Origin of the sequence: Lactococcus sp. FSL W8-0209 (assembly GCF_038006585.1) — a bacterium.
Classification (GTDB): Bacteria; Bacillota; Bacilli; order Lactobacillales; family Streptococcaceae; genus Lactococcus; species Lactococcus lactis.
Window position 1 is genome coordinate 1,972,052 of sequence record NZ_JBBOVN010000001.1, and the last position, 25,997, is coordinate 1,998,048.

Here is a 25,997-nt window from a genome sequence, read left to right on the forward strand (position 1 = left end):
AATTACTAACAAAACTGTTAGTAATTTTCTCTTTATTGACCAAGAAGTTCTTGGGCTTTCGCTTTGTATTTTGTCATATCAATTGAAAGTCCTAGACCTCCATACATATCATAGGCATTCTCCCAGTCATTATTAGCTGGAATCGTTGTTGATTTTATACCATTTTTCATATCCAGAAGAGCTGTAATTCCTTTAGTTAAGAAAAATGAATTTGGAATATTCGTCATTGTAACTGCTCTTGTTGTTCCCAACGCACTTGAAGCAGTAAACAATGAGAGTGGATTTTTCATTTTAGACATTACTGTTTCTAAAACTTGTTGTTGACGTTTTACTCGTCCATAATCTCCCTCATCATCATGACGGAATCGGGCATAATTCAAGAGCATTCGTCCATCCATTTTTTGAGTTCCTGGTTTAATCATCATAAATGTTCCACCACCATCAGGATAACCTAAAGCGGCTGCTTCTTCAGCTGTCAAGTCTTTGTCACTTGAAACTTTTCCTTCTGTTGCAGCTAAATCATCGGGAACAGGTACGGCAGAAAGATTCTCACCATTCACTGTCGAAAATTTTGCATCAATTTTTAGGCCAGTTGGGAACAAAGAATCAATAATCGTTGCAAAACTTGAAAAATCGACGACTGCGTAATATTGACAATTAATGCCAAAGTTATTTTTCAGTGTCTCACTCATCAAATTCACACCCTGTTTATTGTATTGTTCTCCAATTGTAAAGGCAGAATTTATTTTTGAGTCTGGAGTATTACTTGAGCCGACATCAGGAATATTGACAAGGGTATCACGCATAAAGCTCACGATTTGTGTTTGATGATTCTTACCATTGACATGTAAAACCATAATAGTATCGGTATGAGCAACACCTGATGATTGCCATGGTCTTTGGTCTGCTCCTAACAAAAGAATATTTACAGAACCGTCCGAATTTTTTAAACTTGTGAACTTTTCTTGTTTAGCGACGCTTCCCTCATGTTTAACGCCCCTTTGATATCCATAAACAAAGAAACCAATCATGACTGCAATAATCACAACAATAATTGTTAATATTGTTCTTAACCAGTGACGTTTTTTCTTCTTGCCAGATTTAGCTTTTTTAGAAGATTTACTTTCTTTTTTTGATGGTTTATTTCTATTGTTTTCTTGATTTGAAAAACTTTCTCGCGTATTTCTTCGACTAGCATTTCTACCATTAGAAGAGGAAGTATTTTTTTGAAAGCTTTCTGGTTCATAGTCGGAATATCCATATTCTGGCTCGACGTATTCTTCAAATTCCTCGAATTCTTCGGGTTCAGATTGATTTCCAGCTTTTTTTAGTTCATTGAGTAAGTCATAGTACTCTTGACGCTCTCGGATTGTGAGATAATTGATGTTATGTCTCAAATATTCTAAGCGTTTATACTTTTTTTCATTCATTGTCATATTATTATATCAAAGTTTGATAATTCCTGCAAAATCTTACCAATCTTTAGACTATCTAATAATTAAAAAGAACTCATTTACATGAGTTCTTTAGCTTTGTCTTCAATAAATTGAACAATTTCATTAATTGTTTTTCCAGTACTATCAAGTAATATCGCATCTTCTGCTTGTTTCAAAGGAGAAATTGCTCGTGTACTATCTTTGCGGTCTCTTTCCGAAATTTCAATTTTCAAACGCTCAAGATTGGTTGGAATTCCTTTAGACAGATTTTCTTTATAACGTCGTTCAGCTCGTTCATCAACTGAAGCAACAAGGAAAATTTTCAAATCTGCCTTCGGTAAAACAACTGTTCCAATATCACGTCCATCCATGATAATTCCACCATTTTTAGCAATTCTTTGTTGTTCTGCAACCATGAATTCACGAATTTCGGTCATAGCTGAGATTTTAGAAACAGTATTTGTAACTTCATTTGTTCTAATCACTTCTGTAACATTCTCTGAGCCCATTAAAACTTCTTGACCTTTTTGACCATTCATAAAAGAAATTGGATTTTTTTCAATAAATTCAATGATTTCTTTTGCATCATCTGTTTCCTTTTGCAAGGCAACAAAAGTAGCTACTCTATACATAGCGCCCGTGTCCAAATAAATTAAGTCAAGATTTCGTGCAATAATTTTAGCAACTGTTGATTTTCCACTTGACGCTGGACCGTCAATTGCAATTTGAATCTTTTTCATAGAATCTCTTTATTTACCTTATTTCCTATTTTAGTTCAATTTTTACTGACAGAATTATGTAAAAAGGTCTGTCAGTGATTTTTTATTTTAATTTTAAAACTTGTCCAGCATGAATAGCTGATCCATCAGCATTATATCCATCAGCTGTAATTCCATTCAAACTAGCAATCGTTGCCCAAGGAATTCCTGTCTTAGCTGCAATCGTACTTGGATAATCTCCGGTAGCAATTGTATAAGTTGTTCCAGACTCAACGCTACTGCTAGAGGATGAGGCAACTGTGCTGCTGCTACTAGCAGGTGGAGTCGCTTCTGTTGAGGAAGAGGTCGCGGCTTGACTGGTTGATTCTTCGGTTTTAGCTACTGATGAAGATTGATGAAAACTTTTTGCGATACTAGCTGTATTTCGTACTTGGTTATTCCATAAAATAAAGCCAATACCTAGCCCAACAAGAATAAACATGAGGATAACGAGAAAAGTCAAAAAACGCGTCGTTAACGGACGTTTACTTTCATCTCTACCTCTATCATGTCTTTTCATTTCAGTCGATTCTTCTTTCATCGCACGATAAATTTCATTATTCCAGGGTTCTTTTGTTGACACGACCTTTTCCTTTCAATTTTACTATTTTTTTATTATCATTTCCTATATGAAGATAAAAATAATTCCCTACAAATGTATCGCATGTGGTTTATGTAATCTCCATGCGCCAGAAGTTTTTGATTATCACGATAATGGAATCGTCAAATTTTATGATACGGAGGAAGTTCAAAAAGAATTTTCCGATGATAATTCACTTCTTTTAGCTATAAAATCCTGTCCTACAGGAGCACTTAAAATCGAGAGAGATTAGTGTATTATTTTATCAACTACTATTCTACCATAAGTTTTTCGATTCCTGTTACTTTTCAAAAAGATTTATCTTACTTTGATAATCTTTTTTTATTTACGACCCAAAAAACGCTTTATAAAGCTATCTATACAAATTATTTATAAAGGGTTTCCATTCCTTAAAAAACAAGTGTAATATTTTTATGAAAACATTTGCAAATATTGATTTGAAGTAGTATAATAACTAAGTAATAATTTTTATTATAATCTTATATAGGAGGTTACTCACATTGAGTATCGGAATTGTTATTGCGAGCCATGGTGAATTCGCCGCAGGCATCAAACAATCTGGTTCTATGATTTTCGGAGAGCAAGAAAAAGTACAAGTTGTTACTTTTATGCCTAGCGAAGGACCAACTGATTTGCATGCTAAAATCGAAGCTGCCATCGCAACATTTGATGCTGAAGATGAAGTACTTGTCCTTGCTGACTTATGGAGCGGTTCTCCATTTAATCAAGCAAGTGCAGTGATGGGTGAAAATCCAGAGCGCAAGATTGCTATCATCACAGGCCTCAACCTGCCTATGCTTATCCAAGCCTACACAGAACGCATGATGGATGCGTCTGCCGGGGTGGATAAAGTCGTAGCAGATATTATGAAAGAAGCCAAAGGCGGTATTAAAGTACTACCTGAAGAACTTCAACCTGCTGAAGAAACTGCTGTTGCAGCTGCTCCGGCTGCTGTTCAAGGTGCGATTCCTGAAGGAACAGTCATCGGTGATGGTAAAATTAAAATTAACCTCGCTCGTATTGACTCACGTTTGCTTCACGGACAAGTTGCAACTGCTTGGACTCCAGACTCAAGAGCAAACCGCATCATCGTCGTTTCTGACACCGTTTCTAAAGATGAACTTCGTAAGAAACTCATTGAACAAGCGGCTCCAACTGGTGTAAAAGCTAACGTTATACCAATTAAGAAAATGATTGAAGTTGCTAAAGACCCACGTTTTGGTGACACTAAAGCCCTTCTTCTTTTCGAAACTCCACAAGACGCTCTTGCAACAATCGAAGGTGGCGTACCAATTGAAACATTGAACGTTGGTTCTATGGCTCACTCAACTGGTAAAACAATGCTCAACAAAGTTCTTTCTATGGACAAAGATGACGTTGCTACTTTTGAAAAATTGCGTGACCTCGGAGTTAAATTCGACGTACGTAAAGTTCCAGCTGACTCTAAATCTGACCTCTTTGGTTTGATTAACAAAGCTGACGTACAATAATCAGAATAAGCTCGTCTGATATTCTGATTACTAAAATTGAATATTAGGCAGCCAAATAATTAAGGAGATATAAAAAACATGGAATACGGTGTTTTATCTGTAATCTTGGTCATTGTTGTTGCCTTCCTTGCTGGTCTTGAAGGTATCCTTGACCAATGGCAATTCCACCAACCAATTATCGCCTGCTCGCTCATCGGTATTGTTACCGGTCATGCTTCTGCAGGGATTATCCTCGGTGGTTCACTCCAATTGATCGCTCTTGGTTGGGCTAACGTTGGTGCCGCTGTCGCACCCGATGCTGCCCTTGCCTCTGTCGCATCATCTATCTTGATGGTTCAATCAAATAACTTTGACTTGACTCACATCATGGGTACTATCGTTCCTGCTGCTATCTTGCTTGCAACTGCTGGTCTTGTATTGACTACTCTTGTACGTATGCTTTCAGTTGTGCTCGTTCACCAAGCTGACCGTGCTGCTGAAAAAGGTTCATACTCAGGTGTTGAAATGTGGCACTTCATCGCGCTTATCTGTCAAGGTTTGCGTATTGCTATCCCTGCTGGACTTCTTTTGGTTATCTCACCAGATGCTATCCAAAAAGCACTTGCTGCTATTCCTCCAGTTATCTCTGGCGGTCTTGCTGTCGGTGGTGGGATGGTTGTTGCCGTTGGTTATGCAATGGTTATCAACCTTATGGCTACTCGTGAAGTATGGCCATTCTTCTTCCTTGGTTTCGCTCTCGCACCAATCTCTGAATTAACATTGATTGCAACTGGTGTCCTCGGTGTTGTTATCGCTATCGTTTACCTTAACCTCCAAGCTTCTGGTGGTTCTGGAAATGGTACTGCATCTTCATCAGGTGACCCAATTGGCGACATCTTGAACGACTACTAAGAAAGGAGGATCTAAAAAATGTCTGAAAATAAAGTAACTCTTGATAAGAAAATCCGTCGTAGCGTTATGTGGCGTTCAATGTTCCTCCAAGGTTCTTGGAACTACGAACGTATGCAAAATGGTGGTTGGGCTTACTCGCTCATTCCAGCATTGAAAAAACTCTACCCTTCTGGCGAAGAAGCTAAAGAAGCTTTGAAACGTCACTTGGAATTCTTTAATACTCACCCATACGTTGCCGCTCCTATTATCGGTGTAACTCTTGCCCTTGAAGAAGAACGTGCTAACGGTGCTGATATCGATGATGCCGCTATTCAAGGGGTTAAAGTTGGTATGATGGGTCCTCTTGCCGGTATCGGTGACCCTGTCTTCTGGTTTACAGTACGTCCTATCGTTGGTGCGATTGCAGCTTCATTGGCTACTGGTGGATCAATTATCGCTCCACTCTTCTTCTTCATCGTGTGGAACGCTATCCGTATCGCTTTCTTGTGGTACACTCAAGAATTTGGTTATAAATCAGGTTCTGCAATCACTAAAGACCTTGGTGGAGGACTTCTCCAAACTGTTACTAAAGGTGCATCTATCCTTGGTATGTTCGTCCTTGGTGTATTGATTCAACGTTGGGTAACAATTAACTTTAATGGTCCTAACGCCGTTGTTTCAAAAATTCCTTTACAAAAAGGTGCTTATGTAGAATTCCCTAAAGGTTCTGTATCTGGTACACAACTTCATGATATTCTTGGTCAAGTTGGTAACAAACTTTCTCTTGATCCTACAAAAGTAACTTACCTTCAAGATAACTTGAATCAATTGATTCCTGGTCTTGCTGGTTTGCTTATCACATTCCTTTGCATGTGGTTGCTTAAGAAAAAAGTTTCTCCAATCGTTATTATCTTTGGTCTCTTCGTCGTGGGTATCCTCGGTCGTTGGGCTCAAATCATGTAATCGATTTGGTATAAAAAAATCAATCTTTGGATTGGTTTTTTTATTTTATTTTTCTCTAATAAATTGAAGTATTTAAGGCAAGTAAAGCGTTTTTATGGTATAATGGTTTTTAGATTATTAATCTAGGAAATGGAGAGAATCTGTGGCTCAATCACTAAATACTAAGGCTGATTATTCAACAGAAGGAATTGCTTATTTAGGTTTTGCTGAATATGGAAAAATTCTGATTGGTGATGTTGCTTTTGAGTTTTATAATGACCGAAATGTTGAAAAAAATATGACTTTTCCTTGGACGGCAGTGGCTCGTGTTGAGGGTGATGTTTCAAAATCCCTCAAAGGTGAGGTAAAAGTTGGTCGACAATTTTCAATCGTTTTACAAAATGGCTCTAAGGTTCGATTCTCATCGAAAAACTCAGGAACTGTTTTAAAATGGATTCGTCATTATTTAGGAAACGATAAAGTGGTTAAATCCCCTAGTTTCCTCGGAACTTTTAAAAATGCTTTTAAGAGAAAGAAGAAAAAATAAAAATCCCAATCTGGGATTTTTTTGTTAGTTAGAGCAAGAACATTCATTAGTTGTGCAAGAACAGTTTGACTCATTTTTTATTAATCCAACTTTTTGTAAAATTTGTTGGCGGTATGAGGGTCGTCCGATGAAACGTGTGACTTTACTGAAGATATAACAAGATAAGAGTGTGACAAAAAAATTTGGAATGGCAAGATAAGTCACGACTGCTAATAGCATAACTACAATATCAATACCAAAGAGCGTTTTATCTATTTGCACTTTCCACTTGTTTTCGAAAAGTCGCGCAAGTAGAATAGAGCCGCCAAATGTTCCTTGTGATAGAACAACTAAACCTGCACCAATTCCTGAGAGGATTCCGTCTATAATTCCCACAGTAATCAATGAGTCCATTTGAAAACCAGTAATTCCTATGGCTTCATAAATCATCATCCATCCGCTCATGGCCAGCGCTCCAGGAATGGTCAGTAACAATTCCCGCTGCTCAAGTAGTTTCCAACTCAAAAGAAAGAGTGGAATATTGACTGCAAAAAAAGTCAAAGCTGGATTCATTCCGAAAACAAAGTGAATAAATACTGAAAATCCTGCGATTCCATTGCTAGCCATCGCGTTAGGAACGACAAAAAGTTGAATAGAGAGAATATAAAGGCCTACACCAACTAATAGTATGAATAGATCTCTGAGAAATAGTCTATCAATTTTTACTCCGATTAAAGTCATTTTACCTCCTTTATTAGTTTTTTCTTATAATCTAATGATAACATTTTTATATTTATTCTTTAAACCATATCCCTCGTTGGGCCTATTTTTATTATCTTCTTTAGTTCTTGATATAATATAGATATGTTATAATACAGGTATAAACGAAATGAGGGCGATTTTGGCAACTAATAATTCTGAAATTTTTTATGAAACAAAAGGAACAGCCTATTTAGGTGTGGTTGAAAATGGAAAAATTATCTTGGGTGATGCTGGTTTTGAATTTGAATATAAAAATCCACGCCGAGGACAAAATATTTTCTTTACTTGGTCAAGTATTAAAAGCGCCGAAGTTGATGTTTCAATCAGTGGAAAACTTGGTCAGCAGTTTTCTTTGATTTTAGACACTCAAGCTAAGGTACGATTTTCTTCTAAGGATTCCGGATCTATTTTGAAAAAAGTTGCTGAATATGTGGGTAAAGAAAATATTGTCAGAGCACCTAGTTTGCTTGACCCTTTCCGTCGCGCTTTCAAAAAGTAATGATTGATTTTAAAATGATGATTTTAAAAATTTTTGACAAAGTAATTCACAAAATGGTAAAATAAATCTAGAAATGGGTCTTATTAAATTTTTTTAGAGAGCTTGTGGTGCTGAAAACAAGTAAAATGAAATAATGACTTTCTACTTCTGTTAATTTTCTTATGAAAATGAGAACGTCTGCTTACGTTACAAGCGACTTGAGTTCTATTTTTACTGACAGCTTGAATATCAGTTTTCGTCAGTAAATAAATAGATAATTTAGGTGGAACCGTGCGATTACCGCGCCCTAATTCTTTTTGAATTTGGGCGCTTTTTTTCTACTGACAGAACTTTTTCTAAAATATTCTTGTCAGTAAGTTTTATATAAAAATAAAGGAGAGCTTATGCTTGATATTAAAAAAATTCGTGCTGATTTTGACGGTGTTGCTGCAAAATTAGCCACTCGTGGTGTTGAAAAAGAGAAACTTGAAAAACTTCATGACTTAGACATTAAACGTCGTGAACTCATTGTAAAATCTGAGGCTTTGAAAGCTGAACGTAATAGCGTTTCTGATGAAATTTCTCAAGTAAAACGTGCAAGAGGCGATGCCAGCGCACAAATTGCTGCAATGCAAAAAGTTTCTGCTGAAATCAAAGCCATTGATGCTGAACTTGCTGAAATCGAAGAAAACTTGAATGAAATCATTATCATGTTGCCAAATCTTCCTCATGAAAGTACACCAATTGGTGCTGATGAAGATGATAATGTTGAGGTTCGTCGTGTTGGTCAAACTCCAACTTTCAATTTTGAACCTAAAGCTCACTGGGATTTGGGTGAAGATTTAGGAATTTTGGATTGGGAACGTGGTGGTAAAGTCACTGGTTCACGTTTCCTTTTCTACAAAGGTGCTGGCGCAAGACTTGAACGTGCACTTTATAACTTCATGCTTGATGAGCACGGTAAAGAAGGTTATACCGAAATGATTACTCCTTATATGGTTAATCAAGAATCAATGTTTGGAACGGGTCAATATCCTAAATTTAAAGAAGACACTTTTGAATTGAAAGATGACCGTGGTTTTGTTTTAATTCCAACTGCTGAAGTGCCTTTAACCAACTACTACCGTGGGGAAATTTTGGATGGCGCAGAATTGCCAATCAAATTCACAGCAATGAGTCCTTCTTTCCGTTCTGAAGCTGGTTCTGCTGGTCGTGATACGCGTGGTTTGATTCGTTTGCACCAATTCCATAAAGTTGAAATGGTTAAATTTGCTAAACCTGACCAATCTTATGATGAACTTGAAAAAATGACAGCAAACGCTGAAAATATTCTGCAAAAATTGGGGCTTGCTTACCGTGTTGTGGCTTTGTCAACTGGTGACATGGGATTCTCTGCTGCTAAAACTTATGATTTAGAAGTTTGGATTCCTGCACAAAATACTTACCGTGAAATTTCTTCATGTTCAAACTGTGAAGATTTCCAAGCCCGTCGTGCCCAAATTCGTTATCGTGACGAAGAGGGTAAAGTTCAACTTGTTCACACTTTGAATGGTTCTGGACTTGCTGTTGGACGTACTGTGGCTGCTATTCTTGAAAATTATCAAAATGAAGATGGTTCAATCACTGTTCCTGAAGTCCTTCGTCCTTATATGGGTGGACTTGAAGTGATTAAATAATTAAAAAATCTACTGACAGAAATTTTTTGGACTTGTTAGTAGATTTTTTTGTTGAAGATTACTAATGGGACTACTAGGATATTCGTAATGTACTAAAGTACAAACGAATATCCTATGACAAAATTTCTGTCAGTAATCTTGTGATTCAACTATTGCTAATAAAAATTCTTAAGTTTGAAATAATAGTATTTATCTAAAACTTTGAAACCCTGAGAGAAATATAAATTATTAGCAGAAATTTTTTCACGCCAAGTTTGAATAAAGACTTGATGTGTTTGACTACTACTACCTTTATCTAATAAGGAACTAAAGAACTGCTTAGCGTACCCTTTATTTCTAAATGGAGGATAAATTTCAAAATCGTAAATTCCAATGATATCATCTAAAAATACTAGACAAATTTTCCCTATCCTATCACTTCCCCAACAAATCGTATAAGGAACAATAGTTTTTGAAAATAATCTTTCTTGTGGAAATATGACCGCCCACTTTTTTTCTGAGGATATATACAAATTATCACTTTTTTTCATTAGAAAATCTAAAGCTTCTCTATTATAATTTGAGACATAGTTAATGTCTTCAGTCCGCTCTTTAATAAAATTCGTATATGATACAATCTTCTCAGCAACTTTTAAAAATTGTAAATGGTGATTTTTCATTATTTTTATTATTTTTATCTCAGGAATTATTCTTTTCAATAATAAGAAATTAAAATCCTCTGTTTTAATCAGTTTATTTTTCACGATAATATAAGAATCAGTTTCAATAATTTCACAGCCTATAGAAGTTAGCCAAATTAACTCGTTTTTTAGGAACTTTTTATTCAGATTCATTATTTGCCTCTAAATCAATATTTCGATAAATTTTTGTCTGAACTAGTATCAGGTAGGTCAGTAAAAATACAGTCGCTATTGCAGCTCCAAGTGGAATCAAACCAAAATGGCTAACTGCATTTCCAAGAATCATTCCAATAGGGGCTGCAATATAGACGACACAATCAATGACCCCAATAATCCGCCCACGAACGGAGGAATCAATAGAACTTACAAAATAGCTAAACAAGGGTTGAGTAAAGGTATCAAAAAATCCATAAAAAAGGAGAACAAGAAAGGTAACAAATATAAATTTATTAATCATTGGCAAAAAAATAAAACAAAAAGCTGAACCTAAAAGACCAATTTTCGTCATTTGTGAGACTTTTTTACTAAAGCGAATAATGACGATAGATGCCAAACTTTCGCCTATATTAGTGGAGGACTTTAATAATGATAAAAACAAGGGAGAAAGACTTTTTGTACTTTGTAACATGAAAAAAGGTAGGACATTTGGAATATATCCATAATCTAAATTTAAGAAAAATAGAAGAATCATGAAAATAATTATTTTCTTATCTGACAATATTTTTTCTTTAATAAACGAGAGAGGAAAAGTATTTTCTTTTTTCTTTATCTCCTGCTTTTTTTCATTAGGAATAAAGAAATAAGTCACAAATAGGGACAAAATAAATAGCAAGAACACTAAAAGATAAATATAATTGAGTCCAAGAAAAGTAATAATAAGACCTGCTAAAATATTATTTAAAACTGCTGTGACCTGTGTGGATAAAACGCTGATAGAGTCATATTTTATATATTCATTCGTTGATAGAGCTGAGACAACAAGGGTAATGATTCCACGCTGGAATAAGGTACTAATTGCCGAAAAGATGAGATAAAAAATAATTCGAGCACTATCAAATTTTATGAAATAAACTCCAATAACAACCAAAATAAAACTGACAATACTTATCAATAATAATCTCTTTTTAGGATAGGAGTCAGCAATTACACCAGCTACAAGTGAAAAAATGGATTGAAGAATAAAAGATGAGCTTAAAACAAGAACAATGGTCTGAAGTTGCTCATGATTGGTAAAAATTCTCCAAAGAATATTCATCTGAAACAAAGTGCCAGCAAATGATACTAGTAGATTTATTCCAAGAAATAAAGACATTTTTTTATACATTGGTATGCTCCATGAAATATTCTAAGTTAGTTTTTTGTAAGTCACACTGAGAATATTTATTTTCACTATGAATGCTTTGATAATACTCTTCTGCTCTGCAAGCTCCCCCACAGATGTATTTAATATTACAACTTTGACACTTATCCAAATTATCCACTAATTCTTCAGTAATTACTCTTTTTCTATTCATAAGTATTTCATCTCCCGAATTTTCTTTTAATAAATTCGTGATAAGAAATGATGAACGGTGTAATTTAACGCAAGGATAGACATTCCCAAGTGGATCTATACTTAACATCGTTATTCCTGCACCACAATGTGTTATTGGAAAACCTGTTTTATCAAATTGCATTTGGTCGGAAGACTTCGCACAATCAAAAACTTTTTGTACTTCTCCATATTTTTTTAATAAAAAATCGTATAAATTAACAATACTTTTTAAGGTGGGTCTTTCTTTATCAGTTGCCTGTTTTACAAGAAAAAATCCGTGTGCTATTCCCATATTTGAAAAATAATCAGAAAACTCTTTTGAAAATTTTATTGTTTCTTTTGTTAAAACTTGCATTACCGCATAATTTACACTATTATCTTGTAAAATCTTTATGTTTGATAGTACTTTTTTTAAACTACCCTTACCTCTGGTTGGGGAATTTAATTCTTCCGTGTGTCCGTCAACTGATACTTGTATATCTATCTTATATTCTATGATTTTTTCAAGAACTTCCTTTTTTAATATAGTGCCATTTGTAATTATTGAAATTGAATGTATACCTGCCTTATAGATATCATCAATAAGTTTATCTAAATAGGGATGCATCATCGGTTCTCCACCGATAAGAACAATATTTTGAGTATTTAATTTCACCAGTTTATTTAAAAATAATCTATTATTTTCTAAAGAAATATAATTTTTATTTTTGGGTGCATAACAGTAAGGACAATGTAAATTACATGAGTAAGTAACATTATAGTAGACAGTACTTAAAGTATCAATTTGGTTAATGTATGCATTATACGAATTATAATTATTAAATATTCTAGGTTGAGAATCAAGTTTTTTCTCCCCCCTTGAAACATCTGAACAAGAAACATAGTTTCTTGTGAATTCATCTACTAAAACTATTTTTCCGTCTTTTCTATTATATCTATACATACCTACTCCTTAAAATCTAACAAGAAAATGTGAAAATAAAGTTATTTTTGCTCTTAGCGTTACAATAAAACTCAGAATATTAATCAACCTTTTTATTCAAAAGTAAAAATATCTCTTTTTACATTTTCTTGTTTTATTATTTAGGCGCCAATTTCTTCTTTCTTAACAACGGCCATAGGTAAATTTTGCACACTTTTTTTAGCCGCCGAACAGGCAAAGACTTCAAGAATTTTGTCCGTTTGCACTAATTCCTTAATTTTGGGGTTTTCAATTATTTTTTTACTATTCATTTTATTACCTTCTTTTTATGGTAGTTGATTAATATTAAATTTATCTCCAGTTTTTAAACTGGCAACTTCATTATAGCACTCTGAAAATTCTGTGAAAAAGTTTTGGAATATATGCCAAAAGATGATTTTATTGCTCGAAAGCCTTGGATTATAACGTCTTCTTAGTTTTTTTATTTTCTTATATTATCGTCAGTTCTTACACAGTATCTTTGGTTAACGACTTAAAAAAAATGTATTTATTTTTCTTTTGTCATATATTCCAAAAGTTAATCGAACATAAAAAAATACTGACAGAAATTTCTGTCAGCAACTTTCAAAATATAATCCTAAATTAAAATCTTTAAATATTTTTGATGACAATGCTGTCAGTAAATGCTATAATTAGTTCAATTTACTGACGGAGGGCTTTGATAAATGAATAAAATATTTCCTAAAAAATTACAAGAGGGGGATGAAATCCGTGTGATTTCACCTAGTTCTTCTTTGACTCGGACTGGAAAATTTGAAGATAAATTAAAAGCAAAAGCTCGTCTTGAAGCACTTGGTTATCAGGTTACTTTTGGTCAGCATATTTTAGAAAATGATTTGCTTGAATCAAGTTCGATTAATTTACGACTTGCAGATTTCCATGCAGCATTTTCAGACCCTAATGTTAAAGCTGTTTTATGTACCATTGGTGGCTTTAACTCAAATGAACTTCTTCCTTATATTGATTGGAACATTGTAAAAAATAATCCTAAAATTTTCTGTGGATTTTCTGATATCACTGTTCTTCACCAAGCTATCTTCGCTAAAACCGGCTTAGTCACTTACTATGGGCCAGGTTATATCGCCTTTTTAATGGATGAATTACAAGACTTTCAAACTGATTCTTGGCAAAATGCAGTCGCTGGTCAGTCAACTTATTCTTTAAATGCCTGCGATTTTTACACGAGTGATGCTTGGTATGACCCCACTCAAGCTCGTCATCTTCTGCCTGCTGCCTGGAAAATATATAACCATGGCAAAGCGACAGGGGAAATTATTGGCGGAAATCTAAATACCTTGATGCTTGTGACAGGAACCAATGCTCAGGTCAAATCCAATCAACCAATTGCTTTTTTAGAAAACGCTGAAGGTGAAGATTTTTATGATTGGGACCGAGAATTAGCTCATTTTTTACAAGTTTATCCTAACATTTCCGCTTTAGTCATTGGTCGTTTTCCTAAGGAAGAGGGGATGACCGAGGAAATTTTACACTTTATTTTAGATAAATATCCTCATTTAAAAACAATTCCAGTCGTCTATGATGTCGATTTTGGACATACTCAACCGATTTTTACTTTTCCTCTGGGAGGGCAAGCAGAAATTTCCACACAGCCTTTAAAAATTGAAATCTTAGAAGGCTAGAACATCAAAAAGGAGAGTCACATGACTGAAGTTTATTTTATTCGACATTCTCTTAGAGATAATGCAGCCTATGACGATATGGATGTTCCGCTGACTGCCGAGGGTGAAAAACGCGCACTTATCTTGGCCGATGCTTTTGCAAATGTATCAATCGAGCAAATTTTTTCCAGTCCATTTCAACGTTCTATTCGTACCCTGAATCCTCTTGCTCACTCTAAAAATCTTGAAATTCAACTCATTTCTGATTTTAGAGAAAGAAATGTTGGCCATGAAATAGCTGATTTTTGGCCCTTTGCTAAGCGACAATGGAATGATTTTGATTATAAATTTGCTGACGGAGAATCATTACGTGAAGTTCAAAATCGTAATATTTCAGCCCTTGAACAGATTTTAGCAACTTCTAACAATCAAAAAGTTGCAATCGGAACACATGGTACTTCTCTTTCTACCATTTTAAATTTTTATCAACCAGACTTTCAGTTTCAAGATTTTCAATCTTTAGCTGGAAAGATGCCCTATGTCATCAAAATGGACTTTGCTGAAAATAAATATCTGACCCACCAAGTCATTGAAATTGATTATGAGCAATAAAAAAAGTTACTGACAGAACTGCCAGGATATTCGTAATGTACTAAAGTACAAACGACTATCCTATGACAGCAATTCTTGTCAGTAACTTTTTATTTTACAGTTCAATAATGTTTCCAGAATTCAAGTAAACAATCCACTCACAGAGATTGACCGCATAACCGGTAATTCGTTCTAAGTAAACCAGTGTCAACAAGTATTCTTTACCTGTTGTTACTGTTTCAGAGTTTTCTTTCATTCCGTCAAGAATTTTTTCTTGAATTTCATGACTCATGCTTTTGATGACATATTGTTGTTCAGCAATTTCATGAGCCCGTTTATCATTGCCTTGAATATAAGCATTGAGTGAAGCATCAACAATAGATTTAACTTTTTCACCGAGTAAGCTAATATCTTCTTCAACCACGTGAATTCTTTCTTCACCTTTAAGTGAAATGGTTGCCTTAGCAATAGATGCAACGTGGTCACCCATTCTCTCAAGGTCAGATGATGCTTTTAGAACGGTGATGATTGTTCTTAAATCGCTAGAAACCGGTTGTTGAAGTGCAATCATTTCTAATGATTGATTTTCAAGACTTTTTTCTTGGTCATTAATGGCATGGTCGCCTTCAATGACTTGTTCAGCCAAATCACGATCATGGCTAACAAAGGCACGAACGGCCTTATTCAATTGAGCAGAAACTTGCGTGCCCATTGAGTAAAATTGATTATGAAGTTTATTAAGATCTTCTTCAAATTGTGTACGCAACATAATTACCCCTCTTTGTTTTTATAGTAATGTTATTATGATACATTCATTTAAATCAATGCTATTTCGCTTTCTTTAATGAATGCTAATGAAATATCTCGCTTCACCTTTTGGCTAGACGGTCCATTCCATTTTAAAGTCAGCATCAAAGGCTGTCAGTAAAATTTATCCAAATTTACCAGAAATATAATCAGAAGTTTCTTGTTTTTCTGGATTTAAGAAAATACTTTTCGTATCATTATACTCAATCAGATTTCCGTCTAACATAAAGGCGGTACGGTCTGAAATTCGTGATGCTTGTTGCATACTATGTGTAACAATCGCGATTGTATAATCTTTTTTAAGTTCAAGCATGGTTTCTTCGACACGAGCCGCTGAAATTGGGTCAAGGGCTGATGTTGGTTCGTCCATTAGGATAATTTCAGGATTGACAGCAAGGACACGGGCAATACAAACCCTTTGTTGTTGCCCACCTGAAAGTCCAAGTGCTGAACTGTGCAAAATATCCTTAACTTCATCCCAAATATTTGCTGCTTTGAGTGAATTTTCCACCACTTCATCAAGAAGTGCTTTATCTTTCACTCCTTTTAAACGCAATCCATAAACCACATTTTCATAAATTGAAAATGGAAAGGGATTGGGTTGTTGGAAAACCATGCCAATTTCTTTACGTAAATCAACAGTATCAACTTTAGGACTGTAAATATTTTTACCTTTATAATCAATGGCTCCAGTAATTGTTACTGTCGGAATCAAATCATTCATTCGATTGATTGAACGTAAAAGCGTTGATTTTCCACATCCTGAGGGACCAATGAGCGCTGTAATTTCATTCTTATAGAATGTCATGTTTATCGTATTCAACGCTTTTTTCTTGCTGTAATAAAGCGATAAGTCGCTGACGGTTAAAACTGCTTCTTTTTCCATATTTTACCTTTTTATAAGTTACTGATAGAACTACTAGCACATTCGTAATGTACTAAAGTACAAACGACTGTCATATGACGGACAAGTTTTTCGACAAATCAAGAATCCGTCAGTAGTTTTTTTACTAACGAAAATTCCGTCAGTAATTTTAAACTTTATTTTCTCTTAACCAAAGTGACCAGAAACATAATCTTCTGTTGATTGCAAACTAGGTTGAGTAAAAATTGTGCTTGTTTTATCATACTCAATCAAATCTCCTGAATAGAAGAAAGCTGTATTGTCAGAGGCCCGAGAAGCCTGAGCCATATTGTGAGTCACAATGATAATCGTATAATTTTCTTTAAGTTCCATCATTGTTTCTTCAATTTGCATTGTTGAAATTGGGTCAAGAGCTGACGCTGGTTCATCCATCAAAATAATTTCTGGTTTTACTGACAATGCTCTTGCAATACATAAGCGCTGTGCTTGTCCACCGGACATGGCAAGTGCGGATTGATTAAGATTATCTTTTACTTGATCCCACAAAGCAGCTTGCTTCAATGAAGTTTCAACAATCTCATCCAGTTTTTTTCTGTCTCTCACGCCATCACGACGATGAATGAAGGCAATATTTTCATAAATTGATTTTGGAAATGGATTAGGTCTTTGGAAAACCATCCCAATTTGCTTACGAACTTCAAAAACATTCACTTTATTTTCGTTAATATTGACCCCTTCATAATTGATTTCGCCAGTCACCCGAGCGCCATCAATCGTGTCATTCATGCGATTCAAAGCACGTAAATAGGTTGATTTACCAGAACCTGAAGGGCCAATAAGTGCTGTGATTTCATTTTTAGGAAAAGACATTGTCACGCCATGGATTGCTTCTTTTGTTCCGTTATAGAAAACACGCAAATCATTTGTTGATAATGCAATTTCTTCTTTCTCAGGCACCATAATTTTGCGCTGAGACCAGTCATATGTTGTTGCCATAATTATTCTTTCTCTATAAAATCTTTGATTTTCTTAGTTAGAAGATGTTAACTTCTTGTGAATTCGATTTCCAAGGAAACGTGCCCCCAAGTTAAAGAGGAGAACAAAGATAATCAATACTGCTGAAGCTCCTGCAGAAATTTGTTGTGCTGTTGAAATCGTTCCTTCGGTATTAAGTGCCCAGATATGAACAGCCAAAGTTTCAGCTGGTCTGAAAAGTGAGAGTGGCGAAGTCAAGCTCATCGGATTCCAGTTTGCCCAGTTAATTGGGAGGTTCGTTTGTCCAGCAGTGTAAATCAGTGCCGCAGCTTCACCAAAAACGCGTCCTGAAGATAAGATAACCCCAGTAATGATTCCGGGCACAGCAGCTGGTAAAATGACTTGTGTTGCCGTTTCCCAACGTGACATTCCGAGTGCCAAACCACCTTCACGTTGTGAAGTTGGAATTGCTCGAAGTGATTCTTCAACATTCCGAGTCATCAATGGTAAGTTGAACACAGTTAGTGCCAAGGCACCTGATAGAACTGAGAAACCAAGACCAAATTGTAATACGAAAATTAACATCCCGAAAAGTCCAACAACGATTGAAGGAAGTGAAGATAAAACTTCAATAGCTGAGCGAACAACACCAGTTAACCAATGTTTTTGATTCGCATATTCAGACAGATAAATTCCTGCGCCAAGTGATAAAGGAACAGAAATAATCAAAGTGACAATCAAAAGATAAACAGAGTTAAAAAGTTGGACTGCAATCCCACCACCTGTCAATGGATTTGACGCGGTGATGATAAATTTAGGGTCTTTAAAGAGAACTGGCAAACCTTTAATTAAAATATAAGCCAGTAAAAAAGCGAGGATAAGAACAATGATGCCAGAAAGGACGTAAAGGACACCAGTGGCAATCTTGTCAGAGCGTTTAGCGTTCATTATTTAAGACTTCCTTTCTTAGCAATAGCACGCATTGCGAGGTTGAAAAAGAGTGACATAATCAAAAGGAGTAAGGCAAGTGACCAAAGTGCATTCAATTGAATACCAGGTGTTGCATTTGGAATTCCTGATGTCAAGATTGAAGTCAAGGTTGAAGCTGGTGAAATCAAATCTTTTGGCATGGTAACGGCATTACCAACAACCATTTGAATAGCAAGAGCTTCACCAAAAGCACGCGCCATTCCAAAGATAACAGCGGTCAAAATCCCTGGTGTTGCGGCTCTTAGAAGAACACGCCAAATTGTTTGCCAACGCGTTGCACCAAGTCCGAGTGACGCTTCTTTATAATAAGAAGGGACAGCTTTCATAGCATCCACAGTCATTGAAGTTACAGTTGGTAAAATCATGACAAAGAGTACAAACACACCTGACAAGAGACCCAAACCAGTTCCACCAAAAACATTACGAATGGCTGGAACAACAACAGTCAAACCAATGAAGCCATAAACAACTGAAGGAATACCAACAAGAAGTTCAATGACAGGTTGCAAAATTTTCTTACCATATTTTGGTGAAATTTCTGTCATATAAATTCCCGCACCAATCGCAAATGGAGTGGCAACAAGGGCTGAAAGTACAGTAACAATCAATGACCCCGTAAACATCGGCAATGCGCCAACTGCGGGTTTACCGTCAGGGCCAAGATTACCCGGTGACCAATTTGTTCCAAAAAGGAAACGGAAAGGATTAACACCATCTGAATAGAAAGTTGACAGACCTTTTTGAGCAACAAAGACAAGAATTGCACCTACAACGAAGACAATAAGGGCAATACATAAGAAAGTTAAACTCTTACCAAATTTTTCAAGTCTTGAATTTTTATTGCTTGAAAGCAATTTTTCTTTGATTTTTGAATTTTCCATAGGGACCTAACTATTTTTGTTAATTTGCATCTATCTGATTAATGCAAATGAAGTTATTGATTAAACTTATTTTGACTAATTTTTTTACTGACGGAGGATAAGTTTAATTTCCATCAGTAATTATTTAATTTTTTCAACATTTCCTTTAGCATCACGGTCAACCTTCATTTCAGAAACACGGATATAACCAAGCTGCTCTAGGGTTTTCTTATCATTTTGAACGTATTCGATAAATTTATTTTCGATTGTGTTCTTACGAGATTTATTGGTGTACATATGCTCATATGACCAAATTTTCCATGCATTAGTTTTTACATTATCATAGTTTGGCGCAACACCATCAACATTAACCGCCTTTACACCAGGTTTATTGGTGTAACTGAAAGCAACATATGAAATAGCCCCTGGCGTTTGCCCAACTAATTGAACAACAGAACCTGAAGCATCTTGGGTTGGACCATTCACTTCTGTGGCACCATTCAAAGCATATTTATCAAAATTTACTCGCGTTCCTGAACCAGCAGTACGACCAATGACCGTTATTTTTTGGTCTTGACCTCCTACTTCTTTCCAGTTGGTAATTTTACCAGTGAAAATATCAATCAGTTCTTGTTGAGTCAAATTTGAAACTTTTAACTTTTTGTTGATAATTGGTGCAAAACCAATGACAGCAACTTTATGGTCAATAATTTTATCAACTGCTATTCCTGATTTTTCTTCAGCGAAAATATCAGAATTCCCAATCTGGAAAGAACCAGCCGCAACCTGAGCCAATCCGACACCAGAACCACCACCTTGAACCATAATAATTTCATCAGGATTTTGCTTCATATATGCCATAGAAGCATGTTCAACCATGGGTTGCAAGGCAGTTGAGCCACCCGCTGTGACCTGTTTATTTCCAGAACCACAAGCTGCCAATGCAAATAAACTCACACTGGCCATCAAAGCAATAAAAATTTTCTTCTTCATAGATTAATTATACCATAATGACCTATCAATGAGCGGTTGATGATAGCGTTCTTATGTAAATGTTTTGTAAATAATACGGGAAAATGCCCAACTCTGAAAAAGAGTGAGCAATTTCCTGTCTTTTAGGGAAAGAATTATGAAGAAAAATTTAAAGATAGTCTTTCATCAGTTCATCCTGTTTATGTTCACTGATAAAATTTTTATAAAAAAGGAGTCAAACTTTTAAATTTTAATTTATGAAGAAGAAAATTTTTATTGCTTTGAATCCTATGGTTATAAACTAATTTATTAATTGTTAAATTTACTGACAGACATAAATTATTTTGAAATTGACTTACTGTCAGTGTTATTTTTTAGTGATATTTCCGTCAGCGTCACGTTCAACTTTCATGTCACTGATTGGAATGTATCCCAATTTTTTGATGTCTTTTTTGTTTTCTGCCACATATTTAATGAAAGCTTTATCTGCTGCAGTTTCTTTCTTAGTATTGGTGTACATATGTTCGTAAGACCAAACTTTGTAGTCATTAGTTACGACATTTGCTTCTGTTGGCTCAACACCATCAATTGAAATATCTTTGATGTCTTTACTTGTATCAACATAAGAAAGTGCCACATATGAAATCGCTCCTGGTGTTTGACCAACCATTTGAACAACTGAACCTGAAGCATCTTGTGTTGGGCCTTTAACTTCTGTTGCTCCACCAAGTGCGAATTTATCAAAGTTTACGCGAGTTCCAGAACCCTCAGTCCGTCCGATAACCGTAATTTTTTGGTCTGAACCACCCACATCTTTCCAGTTTGTCACCTTACCTGTGAAGACATCTTGCAATTGTTGAGAAGTTAAGTTTTTAACATCAATTTTTGCGTTAACAATCGGTGCAAAACCAACAACTGCTACTTTATGGTCAGTAATTGCAGAAGCATCAATTCCTGATTTTTCTTCAGCAAAAATATCAGAGTTCCCAATCTGGAAAGAACCAGCTGCAACTTGTGTCAAACCAACACCAGAACCACCACCTTGCACAGTCACTTGAACACCAGTATTTTTTGCCATAAATTCTGTTGACGATTGTTGTGCTAATGGTTGAAGAGCAGTTGAACCTCCAGCAATAATTTTTCCTGACAGAGCTTTGTCAGAAGAACTTGAGCTACTTGATGATGAGCCGTTTGATGAACCACAAGCTGCCAAAGTTAACAATGCACCAGCAGTAATAAGACCAACAAGAATTTTCTTTTTCATGAGAAGTTTCTCCAATTAATTTCTAAATAAGTTGTTAAGCGTTTTTGCTTACAAAACTATTCTATCATCGAAAGAAGGCACTGGGTGTAAACACTTAGTAAATACAAGGTAAATGGATTGTAAACGATATTTTTATCTTGAAAACTTTTTTACTGACGGTAAATCTGTCAATAAAATATGACAAAGAAGGCATATTTTAGCTGTAAATAAAAGAATTATCAGCAAGATGCCAATTCTGTCAGTAAAAAAATCACTGACAGATTTATCAGTGATTTTTTTAACGGTTGTAAGCTTTAATTTGTCTTGCAATATCCCGATTTTGTTCTTTACGTTTGAGCGTTTCACGTTTATCGTAATCTTTCTTACCACGGGCAAGCCCCATCAAAACCTTAGCAAAGCCATTTTTCAAATAAACTTTTAAAGGAATAAAAGTAATTCCTGTCCCTGATAATTCCTTATCAATCTTAGCAATTTCTTTTTTATTTAGTAATAGTTTTCGCGTACGCAATTCTTCAACATTAAAAATATTGCCCTGCTCAAAAGGAGCAATATGAACATTTGATAACCAAACTTCTCCATTACGAACTCTGGCAAATCCATCTTTTAATTGAATTTTTGCCTGACGAACAGACTTAATCTCCGTTCCTGTCAGCACAATTCCTGCTTCAAAAGTTTCGTAAATTTCATAATCATGCCGAGCCTTTTTGTTCTGAGCTAAAGGCTTATCTTCTGTATTTTTTACCATGCCCTCATTTTACCACAAAATGAACATTTATTTAAGGATTTTTAATGACAGATAAAATCTCTCTGACCAACAACTCATAAGCCCTTGATGTAAAATGTAAACCATCAGCTCTCAACAAATTTTTAGGATTTTCAGAGCTCTTCATTATCTGAAAAATATCAATCACCTTAAGCGATTTTTCTTTGCCTAAATTTAATGTGACTTCTCTAAAAAGTTCAACCTCGGAAAGCTTACTATAATGTGTTGGTTCATCATCATTATAAAAAGGAGGAGTAATTAGAACCGTTCTTTCTACACCCAACTGCGAAATCATTTTTAATAAATTTTCGCGAAATTCTGCCGGTCGAATCAAATGATAAGGTGAAGCATCATTTGCCCCAAAAAAAATAAAATTTAAGTCCGCTTCTTCCTCTAGAACGTATTTTAGACGTAGAAGTCCACCATAAGTATCATCTCCATTAATTCCATGAAGTACCACTTTCAGCTTGGGCTCATTTTTCTCAATTAATCTTGCAATAATATTTGACGAACCCCCTTCATCCATTCCAAAACCATTGGTAATTGAATCTCCAAAAATTGTAATCTTCATTTTAGGCATCTCTTTCAAGTATTTTCATCATTTTACCATAAAAATTTACTGACTCATATCCAGAAAATAAAAAATATCGTAGAAAATCTACGATATTTATCTTTTTAGGCTAATTTTTCAGCAACTGCGGCCAAAAGTTCAGAAATTCCTGCTGCTTTTGAACCACCAGCCATGGCCATGTCTGGTTTTCCACCACCACGACCATCAACAAAAGGTGCTAATTCTTTAACTAAATTACCTGCTTTTACATCTGATGACTTAGAAGCTACTAAAAGACTTACTTTTTCACCAATTTTAGCAACTAAAACAAGAACATCTGAAAGTTCTTTTTGTTTCCAAATATCTGCCAAATTACGCAAACCATGAGCGTCAGGAACAGTGACTTCACTGGCGATAAAGTTGAGAGAACCAGCTGTTTGCACATTTTTGAAAATTTCATCTGATTGACTTGCTGCAAGTTTTCCAGCCAAAGCATCATTTTCTTTTTGAGCTGTTTTAAGCTCATCTTGTAAGCTAGTAACTTTTGCTAAAACTTGTGAAGTTTGCGGCGCTTTAACCATTGTTGCTACTTCATTCAAAGTATTTTCAGCATCTTTAAAGGCTTCATAAGCTTTTTGACCTGTTACAGCAATAATCCGGCGAACACCAGAACCAATTCCTTCTTCTTTAACAATCTTGAATAAACCAATTTCAGAAGTTGTTTGTGTATGTGTTCCACCACAAAGTTCGATAGAGTAGTCACCAATTTTTACAACGCGAACGTTTTTCCCATATTTCTCACCAAAGAGGGCCATCGCTCCCATTTCTTTGGCTGTAGCAATATCAGTTTCAACTGTTTCAACTTTTAATGATTGCCAAATTACTTCATTAACTTGACGTTCAATCTCAGCCAATTCTTCTTTAGTCACTTGTGCAAAGTGAGTAAAGTCAAAACGTAAGAATTCAACTTCATTAAGTGAACCTGCTTGTAATGCATGATTCCCAACAACATTATGCAAAGCAGCATGAAGTAAGTGAGTCGCTGTGTGATTTTTCACAACAGCAGCTCGGCGTTCTTTGTCAATCTCTAAAGTATAGCTTTCTCCAACTTTAAGTGGTGAAAGAGTCTCAACAGAATGAAGATTTTGGCCATGAGGCGCATGTTGTACATCTAATACATTAGCCACAACTTGACCCTCAGCATCTTTAATTACTCCATGGTCAGCCACTTGACCACCCATTTCAGCATAAAAAGGAGTCACATCAAAAACAAGTTGAGCTTTCCCAGAAACTTCATCAACAATTTCATCGTCTTGAATAGCAACAAGCAATTTTCCTTGAGCAGTCTTATCTTCATAAAGGAATTCTGATTCTACTTCGATAGATGACAATGTTTCATTTTGAGCGCCCATTGAACCACCTTTGACAACAGCAGCACGTGCACGCTCTTGTTGAGCTTTCATGGCTACTTTGAATCCTTCGTGGTCAATTTTGAATCCTTCATCTTCTGCCAATTCTTCTGTCAATTCCACAGGGAAACCATAAGTATCATAGAGGCGGAAAATATCTGCTCCTTCAAGTCTATCTTTTCCTTCAGCTTTAAGATTTACCAAAAGTTCATCAATCAATTTTTGACCCGCATCAATCGTGCGGTTGAAAGTTTCTTCTTCACGATCAATAATTTGCATGATGAAGTCTTCTTTTTCAAGCACTTCTGGATAATAGGATTGCATGATTTTCCCAACAGTCGGAACGAGTGAAGCCAAGAATTTCCCTTGAATTCCCAATTTTTTACCATGCATAACCGCACGACGAAGTAAGCGACGTAAAACATAACCACGTCCTTCATTTCCTGGCAAAGCACCATCACCAATAGCAAATGAGAGTGAGCGAATATGGTCAGCAATCACTTTGAAACTCATATTTTCGCTGTCTGGACTATATGTTTTTCCAGATAGTTTTTCAATTTCACGAATGATTGGTAAGAATAAGTCTGTATCAAAGTTTGTTTTTCCGCCTTGAATAATGCAAACCATTCGTTCAAGTCCCATTCCCGTATCAATATTTTTTTGTGGCAATTCAGGATATTCTGAACGAGGGATTGATGGATCGGCATTAAATTGTGAAAGAACAATGTTCCAGATTTCAATATAACGGTCATTTTCAATGTCTTCTGCCAACAATTTTAAGCCCACATGTTCTGGATCATAAACTTCTCCACGGTCAAAGAAAATTTCTGTATCTGGACCAGAAGGACCAGCACCAATTTCCCAGAAGTTATCTTCAATTGGCACAAGATGTGTTGGGTCTACCCCAACCTCAACCCAACGATTATAAGTATCCTTATCAGCTGGGTAATAAGTGATATAAAGTTTTTCTGCTGGGAATTCAAACCATTCAGAACTTGTCAATAATTCCCAAGCAAAAGCAATCGCTTCTTTACGGAAATAATCACCAATTGAAAAGTTACCGAGCATTTCAAACATAGTATGGTGACGTGCTGTTTTACCAACATTCTCAATATCATTTGTCCGGATAGCCTTTTGAGCATTAGTCAATCTAGGATTTTCTGGCACTACTGAACCATCAAAATATTTTTTTAGCGTTGCTACTCCTGAATTTATCCAAAGCAAAGTTGGGTCATTTACAGGAACAAGACTTTGAGAAGGTTCCACAGTGTGACCTTTTGATTTGAAAAAGTCGAGGAACATTTGGCGAACTTCTGCGGAAGTCATGGTTTTCATTATTTTCTCCTTTTATATAAAGTTTAAAGTCTAACAATAAACTTATTTCATATACTTTGTTAATATTTTCACAATAAAACAATAAAATTCTACCGTAAACAAAGGGGCGTATACAGTTATACCGCGGTACCACCCTTATTCACGATAGAATTTCTATCATCTTAGTTCGGTTGTTAAAGCAGTTATCGCTGCTATAAGCACTTTTTTTAACTTGCTCATTCTCACCATTTAGAGCTCTCTTTAAAGTTAATTTCTATTATCT

At 35.5% G+C, this 25,997-nt stretch carries 27 protein-coding genes; 9 read left to right on the forward strand and 18 right to left on the reverse strand.

Annotated features, from left to right (window positions below):
* Positions 1 to 32: 32 nt before the first annotated feature.
* From MKX45_RS09720 to MKX45_RS09730, 3 genes are all read right to left on the reverse strand, one after another.
* Entirely contained in the window at positions 33 to 1,436 is a 1,404-nt protein-coding gene (locus MKX45_RS09720) for an LCP family protein (RefSeq protein ID WP_015426882.1), read from the reverse strand.
* A 77-nt stretch (positions 1,437 to 1,513) separates the two neighbouring features.
* Positions 1,514 to 2,176, reverse strand: a complete 663-nt coding sequence (cmk, locus tag MKX45_RS09725; RefSeq protein WP_015426883.1) for a (d)CMP kinase — start codon at positions 2,174 to 2,176, stop codon at positions 1,514 to 1,516.
* Between the two features lie 82 nt (positions 2,177 to 2,258).
* Complete coding sequence (locus MKX45_RS09730) at positions 2,259 to 2,777, reverse strand: SAG1386/EF1546 family surface-associated protein (RefSeq protein ID WP_128267539.1); 519 nt, start codon at positions 2,775 to 2,777, stop codon at positions 2,259 to 2,261.
* 46 nt (positions 2,778 to 2,823) lie between these two features.
* Between MKX45_RS09730 and MKX45_RS09735 the strand changes: the two genes are divergently transcribed.
* The 5 genes from MKX45_RS09735 to MKX45_RS09755 all read left to right on the forward strand — a co-directional run bounded on the left by MKX45_RS09735 (position 2,824) and on the right by MKX45_RS09755 (position 6,644).
* Complete coding sequence (locus MKX45_RS09735) at positions 2,824 to 3,027, forward strand: ferredoxin (RefSeq protein ID WP_057720127.1); 204 nt, start codon at positions 2,824 to 2,826, stop codon at positions 3,025 to 3,027.
* A gap of 268 nt (positions 3,028 to 3,295) precedes the next feature.
* Entirely contained in the window at positions 3,296 to 4,285 is a 990-nt protein-coding gene (locus tag MKX45_RS09740; protein ID WP_340817123.1) for a PTS sugar transporter subunit IIB, read from the forward strand.
* Positions 4,286 to 4,363: 78 nt separating this feature from the next.
* A complete protein-coding gene (locus MKX45_RS09745; RefSeq protein ID WP_057720129.1) occupies positions 4,364 to 5,176 on the forward strand; it encodes a PTS mannose/fructose/sorbose transporter subunit IIC in 813 nt (270 codons plus the stop codon).
* A gap of 18 nt (positions 5,177 to 5,194) precedes the next feature.
* The gene (locus MKX45_RS09750; RefSeq protein ID WP_015426887.1) at positions 5,195 to 6,118 is read left to right on the forward strand and encodes a PTS system mannose/fructose/sorbose family transporter subunit IID; all 924 of its coding nucleotides are present in this window, start codon (positions 5,195 to 5,197) and stop codon (positions 6,116 to 6,118) included.
* Between the two features lie 142 nt (positions 6,119 to 6,260).
* Complete coding sequence (locus MKX45_RS09755) at positions 6,261 to 6,644, forward strand: DUF956 family protein (protein WP_003130895.1); 384 nt, start codon at positions 6,261 to 6,263, stop codon at positions 6,642 to 6,644.
* 24 nt (positions 6,645 to 6,668) lie between these two features.
* On the opposite strand, the gene MKX45_RS09760 is transcribed toward MKX45_RS09755, so the two are convergent.
* Positions 6,669 to 7,364, reverse strand: coding sequence for a YitT family protein (locus MKX45_RS09760; protein ID WP_340817124.1), 696 nt, complete (start codon positions 7,362 to 7,364; stop codon positions 6,669 to 6,671).
* Positions 7,365 to 7,524: 160 nt separating this feature from the next.
* On the opposite strand from MKX45_RS09760, the gene MKX45_RS09765 reads away from it, so the two are divergent.
* Entirely contained in the window at positions 7,525 to 7,884 is a 360-nt protein-coding gene (locus MKX45_RS09765; RefSeq protein ID WP_021722151.1) for a DUF956 family protein, read from the forward strand.
* A 383-nt stretch (positions 7,885 to 8,267) separates the two neighbouring features.
* Entirely contained in the window at positions 8,268 to 9,539 is a 1,272-nt protein-coding gene (gene serS / locus MKX45_RS09770) for a serine--tRNA ligase (RefSeq protein ID WP_340817125.1), read from the forward strand.
* Positions 9,540 to 9,694: 155 nt separating this feature from the next.
* Here the strand turns inward: serS and MKX45_RS09775 are convergent, their stop codons facing one another.
* The 4 genes from MKX45_RS09775 to MKX45_RS09790 form a co-directional block, all read right to left on the reverse strand.
* Positions 9,695 to 10,372, reverse strand: coding sequence for a hypothetical protein (locus MKX45_RS09775; protein ID WP_340817126.1), 678 nt, complete (start codon positions 10,370 to 10,372; stop codon positions 9,695 to 9,697).
* A complete protein-coding gene (locus MKX45_RS09780) occupies positions 10,359 to 11,543 on the reverse strand; it encodes an MFS transporter (protein ID WP_128267537.1) in 1,185 nt (394 codons plus the stop codon). The genes MKX45_RS09775 and MKX45_RS09780 overlap by 14 nt, the downstream gene beginning before the upstream one ends.
* Positions 11,536 to 12,696: a radical SAM/SPASM domain-containing protein gene (locus MKX45_RS09785; protein WP_128267536.1), complete on the reverse strand. Its 1,161-nt coding sequence runs from the start codon at positions 12,694 to 12,696 to the stop codon at positions 11,536 to 11,538. The genes MKX45_RS09780 and MKX45_RS09785 overlap by 8 nt, the downstream gene beginning before the upstream one ends.
* Positions 12,697 to 12,836: 140 nt before the next feature.
* The gene (locus MKX45_RS09790) at positions 12,837 to 12,986 is read right to left on the reverse strand and encodes a hypothetical protein (RefSeq protein WP_340817127.1); all 150 of its coding nucleotides are present in this window, start codon (positions 12,984 to 12,986) and stop codon (positions 12,837 to 12,839) included.
* Positions 12,987 to 13,400: 414 nt separating this feature from the next.
* Between MKX45_RS09790 and MKX45_RS09795 the strand changes: the two genes are divergently transcribed.
* Complete coding sequence (locus MKX45_RS09795; RefSeq protein ID WP_340817128.1) at positions 13,401 to 14,375, forward strand: S66 family peptidase; 975 nt, start codon at positions 13,401 to 13,403, stop codon at positions 14,373 to 14,375.
* Positions 14,376 to 14,396: 21 nt separating this feature from the next.
* Positions 14,397 to 14,966 carry a histidine phosphatase family protein gene (locus MKX45_RS09800; RefSeq protein ID WP_057720142.1) on the forward strand — a complete coding sequence of 190 codons (570 nt, stop codon included), beginning with the start codon at positions 14,397 to 14,399 and terminating at the stop codon, positions 14,964 to 14,966.
* 94 nt (positions 14,967 to 15,060) lie between these two features.
* On the opposite strand, the gene phoU is transcribed toward MKX45_RS09800, so the two are convergent.
* The 10 genes from phoU to alaS all read right to left on the reverse strand — a co-directional run bounded on the left by phoU (position 15,061) and on the right by alaS (position 25,735).
* The gene (gene phoU, locus MKX45_RS09805; protein WP_003130887.1) at positions 15,061 to 15,714 is read right to left on the reverse strand and encodes a phosphate signaling complex protein PhoU; all 654 of its coding nucleotides are present in this window, start codon (positions 15,712 to 15,714) and stop codon (positions 15,061 to 15,063) included.
* A gap of 162 nt (positions 15,715 to 15,876) precedes the next feature.
* A complete protein-coding gene (pstB, locus tag MKX45_RS09810) occupies positions 15,877 to 16,638 on the reverse strand; it encodes a phosphate ABC transporter ATP-binding protein PstB (protein ID WP_003130886.1) in 762 nt (253 codons plus the stop codon).
* Positions 16,639 to 16,803: 165 nt separating this feature from the next.
* The gene (pstB, locus tag MKX45_RS09815; RefSeq protein ID WP_003130885.1) at positions 16,804 to 17,613 is read right to left on the reverse strand and encodes a phosphate ABC transporter ATP-binding protein PstB; all 810 of its coding nucleotides are present in this window, start codon (positions 17,611 to 17,613) and stop codon (positions 16,804 to 16,806) included.
* 33 nt (positions 17,614 to 17,646) lie between these two features.
* The gene (gene pstA / locus MKX45_RS09820) at positions 17,647 to 18,540 is read right to left on the reverse strand and encodes a phosphate ABC transporter permease PstA (protein ID WP_015426897.1); all 894 of its coding nucleotides are present in this window, start codon (positions 18,538 to 18,540) and stop codon (positions 17,647 to 17,649) included.
* Positions 18,540 to 19,463 carry a phosphate ABC transporter permease subunit PstC gene (pstC, locus tag MKX45_RS09825; RefSeq protein WP_015426898.1) on the reverse strand — a complete coding sequence of 308 codons (924 nt, stop codon included), beginning with the start codon at positions 19,461 to 19,463 and terminating at the stop codon, positions 18,540 to 18,542. The genes pstA and pstC overlap by 1 nt, the downstream gene beginning before the upstream one ends.
* Positions 19,464 to 19,583: 120 nt before the next feature.
* Positions 19,584 to 20,435: a phosphate ABC transporter substrate-binding protein gene (locus tag MKX45_RS09830; protein WP_017864882.1), complete on the reverse strand. Its 852-nt coding sequence runs from the start codon at positions 20,433 to 20,435 to the stop codon at positions 19,584 to 19,586.
* Positions 20,436 to 20,781: 346 nt separating this feature from the next.
* On the reverse strand, positions 20,782 to 21,678 hold the full coding sequence (locus tag MKX45_RS09835) for a phosphate ABC transporter substrate-binding protein (protein ID WP_015426900.1): 897 nt from the start codon (positions 21,676 to 21,678) through the stop codon (positions 20,782 to 20,784).
* A gap of 277 nt (positions 21,679 to 21,955) precedes the next feature.
* Complete coding sequence (gene smpB / locus MKX45_RS09840; protein WP_003130878.1) at positions 21,956 to 22,423, reverse strand: SsrA-binding protein SmpB; 468 nt, start codon at positions 22,421 to 22,423, stop codon at positions 21,956 to 21,958.
* Positions 22,424 to 22,454: 31 nt separating this feature from the next.
* The gene (locus MKX45_RS09845; protein ID WP_042230561.1) at positions 22,455 to 23,012 is read right to left on the reverse strand and encodes an SGNH/GDSL hydrolase family protein; all 558 of its coding nucleotides are present in this window, start codon (positions 23,010 to 23,012) and stop codon (positions 22,455 to 22,457) included.
* A gap of 104 nt (positions 23,013 to 23,116) precedes the next feature.
* Positions 23,117 to 25,735, reverse strand: a complete 2,619-nt coding sequence (gene alaS / locus MKX45_RS09850) for an alanine--tRNA ligase (protein ID WP_057720146.1) — start codon at positions 25,733 to 25,735, stop codon at positions 23,117 to 23,119.
* Positions 25,736 to 25,997: the final 262 nt, after the last annotated feature.